The following is a 3,758-nucleotide window of genomic DNA, read 5'->3' as shown; positions in this document are numbered from 1 at the left end:
TGACCACCGCGTAGTACCGCGACACCGCGGCCATCGATCCCTTGTCGAAGTATTGGAACGGCTCGCGGTGGCCGGGGTCGGCGCCGGCCAACTCTGCCTTGATCACGCCAGCCGCGTACTTGCCGCCCTGGATCGCGCCCTGCGCAACCCCCGGCACGCCGTCGACGGCTGCCATGTCCCCGACGACGAACACGTTGGGGTTGCCGGGAATCGACAAGTCAGGCAACACTTTGACCCGGCCGGCACGGTCGAGTTCGACACCCGACTGCCGGGCCAAGTCGCGACCCAGCGGGCTGGCGGAGACGCCGGCCGACCACACCTTGCAGGCCGACTCGATGCGGCGGGTGGTTCCGTCGGAGTCCTTGACCGTGATGCCGTCGCGGTCAACATCGGTCACCATTGCCCCGAGCTGGATTTCGACACCCATCTTCTCCAGCCGGGTGGCGGCCTTCTTGCCGAGCTTCTCGCCCATCGGCGGCAGTACAGCGGGGGCGGCGTCGAGCAGGATGACCCGTGCCTTCGTCGAATCGATATGACGGTAGGCGCCTTTGAGGGTGAAGTCCGCGAGTTCGGCGATTTGTCCGGCCATTTCGACGCCGGTCGGTCCCGCGCCCACCACGGTGAACGTCAGGAGTTTCTTACGCCGCTCGGGATCGTTGGACCGCTCGGCCGCTTCGAACGCGCTCATGATGCGACCGCGCAATTCCAGGGCGTCGTCGATGGACTTCATGCCGGGGGCGTACTCGGCGAAATGGTCGTTGCCGAAGTAGGATTGGCCCGCCCCGGCGGCGATGATCAAACTGTCGAAAGGGGTGTCGTAGCTGTGGCCGAGCAATTCGGACACGACGAACTTGCCCCTCAGGTCGATGTGCGTGACGTCCCCGAGGAGAACTTGGGCGTTGCGCTGGCCCCTCAGGATCATCCGGGTCGGCGGAGCGATCGCACCCTCGGCGACGATCCCGGTAGCCACCTGGTACAGCATCGGCTGGAACAGGTGGTGGGTGGTGCGGGCTATCAATTTGATGTCGACGTCGGCCCTCTTGAGCTTCTTGACAGCATTGAGCCCGCCGAAGCCGGATCCGATAACCACCACCCGATGCTTGCGATTGGGTGCGGTTTTCTCGGACAGAGCAGTCATGGTTTGTTAGCTCCTCAGCGACGACCGGGTTCGCTTTCAACGATAGACGGCCGGACCTGCGTCTATCGACACAAGGGCGTGTGATCGCCCCCACCGGGGCCCGTCACACGTGACCCATGTCGCTGCCCGGCGTCACACACCGACGACGGGACGCAGCGCGTCCGCAATCGTCGCGACGACGCCCGGCGTGTAGCGCGGCATGTTGACGATCACACCGTCGACGCCGACGTCGATGACGTGGGTCTTGACTTGTTCGGCGACCTGCGCGGCGCTGCCCACCAGCATGCGGCCACGCATCTCCGCGGGGACCTGGTCCGGTTTGGCGTTGTCGTCGACCATCACGGTCAGCAGGACGCTGGTTTCCAGGGTCGAACGGTCCCGTCCGGCCTCGTCGCAGCGCCTGGCCAACGCGTCGAGCTTGCCGGGCAGTTCGTCAAAGGCCGCGATGATGTTGAGGTGGTCGGCGTAGCGGGCCGCGAGCGAGAACGTCTTCTTCTCACCGCTGCCGCCGATGAGGATCGGAATGCGCTCGCGGTAGCGCGGATTGGCGAAGGCCGAGTCGGTGGTGTAGTACTCGCCGGCGAACGTGGAATGTTCGCCCTTGATCATCGGGTCGAGGATTTGCAGCGCTTCCTCCAGCTTCTTGAAACGCTCGGTGAACGTCGAGAATTCGAATCCGAGTTGCTGGTGTTCCAGCTCGAACCAGCCGGTTCCGGCGCTGAGGATCGCACGGCCGGCGCTGATGACGTCCAAGGTAGTGACGGCCTTGGCCAGCAGCGTGGGGTTGCGGTAGGTGTTGCCGGTTACTAACGCGCCCAACTGAACTCGGTCGGTGGCCGTCGCAAGTGCGCCCAGGGTGGTGTACGCCTCGAGCATCGGCTGGTCGGGGGAGCCGAGCATCGGCAGCTGGTAGAAATGGTCCATCACGAAAACCGAGTCAAAGCCCGCCGATTCAGCTTCGCGAGCCTGCGCGATCACGGTGGGAAAAAGTTGTTCGACTCCGGTGCCGTAGGAAAAGTTGGGGATTTGAAAGCCAAGGCGAATGGTCACGAAAACCACCCTAGTAACCGGCGCCCGCCGCCGACGGCCACCGGCGAGAAATACGCGCCGGACGAGCCGCGGTTTAGGCGAACTGCGTCAGAGCGCCGTGGCTGACGTGCAGGGTCTGTCCGGTGATGTGACGGGCGGCACCGCTGGTCAGGAACAGCGACATCCGCGCGACCTCGGCGGCTAGCGCCGGCGGTGTGCTGGAGAGGCCTTCGTAACCCGGCTGGGCGCTGCGTCCGGCCGCGACCGCATTGACGGTGATCCCGCGGGTGCCGAAGATCGTCGCTTGGCCGGCGACCCAGCTCGAGAGCGCGGCCTTGATTGCGGCTTCGGCGCTACCCGGTCGGGGATTTTCCGGCACGACGCTGATGATCGATCCACCAGATCGGAGGTGGTCGCCGACCGTCTCGAGCGTCAGCACCACAGACAGCAAGGTGTCGTCCAGCGCGGAGCGCCACGCAGCCGCCAGGTCGGACAGCGCGTACGCCCGCGGATCGCCGGGGGTCCGACGCGGCGCCGGGACGTTGACGATGGTGTCCAGATGGTGGGGGAACAGGTGGCGGACCTCTGCCAACGCGGCGGGATCGGTGTTGTCGCAGACGATGGCGTCCGCTTCGATCTCCTTGGCGGCTACCTCGAGATCCTCTCGGCGGGCGCCGAGCATTGTGACCGCATGGCCGTTATCATGGAACTCTTCAGCAACGGCGCGACCCAGTTCGGTGTCGCCTCCGGTGACAAGTACTTCCACCGCCATGACCTCCTCGTATTCAGCGTCGAATCCAGGTTCCGGTTCGCCAGCAGCATTGCGGAGCACGTCGTGAGCAACGGTTCTCCGATGCCTCGATGGTGGCACACCGCCATGCCGGTCCTTGGGATTTCAGGCCGTGTATGGCATTAACGTTTCCTTATGTTACTGGACGGTAGCTAGATATGAAACTCCGAATCCGGCACGGCGCGGTCACTGTTTGGACAACGCTGGGCACCGTGACACCTGGACGCGGAGGCGCGCGCGCGGCCGGGATGGCGGGATTGTTGGTCGCGGCGCTGGCGGCGACTCCGAGCGGATGCAGCAGGCAGCCGACCGCCGCGACCGGTTCGTCGCCGTCGCGTCATGCACCGGCCACGTCGATCATGGTATTCGCCGCACTACAACTCAAACCCGCCTTCACCCTGCTTGCCGGCAAGTTCCAAACCGAAAATCCAGGAGCAGCAGTGGAATTCGACTTCGCCGCCGCTGCTGAGCTGACGAACAAGTTGACCCAGGGCGCCAGCGCCGATGTCTATGCACCCGCAGACACCGCGCAGCTGGACACGGTCATCAAAGCCGACCTGACCAGCGGCGAGCCCGTCAACTTTGCATCCGACAGTCTGGTGATCATCACCCCCCCGGGCAATCCGAAGCAGGTCCGGACCTTCGCCGATCTCGCCAGGCCTGACCTGCGGGTCGCGGCGTGTCAGGCCTCGGCGCCATGCGGGTCGGCGGCGCAACGCATCGAGGACAACACCGGAGTGCACTTCACCCCGGTGACCGAAGAGTCGGTCGGCGCCGGGGTGCTGGCGAAAGTCAGCGGCG

Annotated in this window: 4 protein-coding genes; 1 reads left to right on the top strand and 3 read right to left on the bottom strand. The window is 65.2% G+C overall.

Going from position 1 to position 3,758, the window contains the following annotated elements:
• The 3 genes from AC2VOU_RS07860 to AC2VOU_RS07850 all read right to left on the bottom strand — a co-directional run.
• On the bottom strand, positions 1-1,138 hold a 1,138-nt coding region (locus AC2VOU_RS07860), incomplete at its 3' end, for an NAD(P)/FAD-dependent oxidoreductase (RefSeq protein WP_486956867.1).
• Positions 1,139-1,270: 132 nt separating this feature from the next.
• Positions 1,271-2,188 (bottom strand): LLM class F420-dependent oxidoreductase, encoded by a 918-nt coding sequence (locus AC2VOU_RS07855; RefSeq protein WP_486956866.1) that lies wholly within the window; start codon positions 2,186-2,188, stop codon positions 1,271-1,273.
• A gap of 73 nt (positions 2,189-2,261) precedes the next feature.
• Complete coding sequence (locus tag AC2VOU_RS07850; protein WP_486956865.1) at positions 2,262-2,939, bottom strand: SDR family oxidoreductase; 678 nt, start codon at positions 2,937-2,939, stop codon at positions 2,262-2,264.
• Positions 2,940-3,115: 176 nt separating this feature from the next.
• On the opposite strand from AC2VOU_RS07850, the gene AC2VOU_RS07845 reads away from it, so the two are divergent.
• On the top strand, positions 3,116-3,758 hold a 643-nt coding region (locus AC2VOU_RS07845; protein WP_486956864.1), incomplete at its 3' end, for a substrate-binding domain-containing protein.

Source organism: Mycobacterium sp. TH-M25, assembly GCF_057473665.1.
This window is presented reverse-complemented; position numbering and strand designations above follow the sequence as displayed.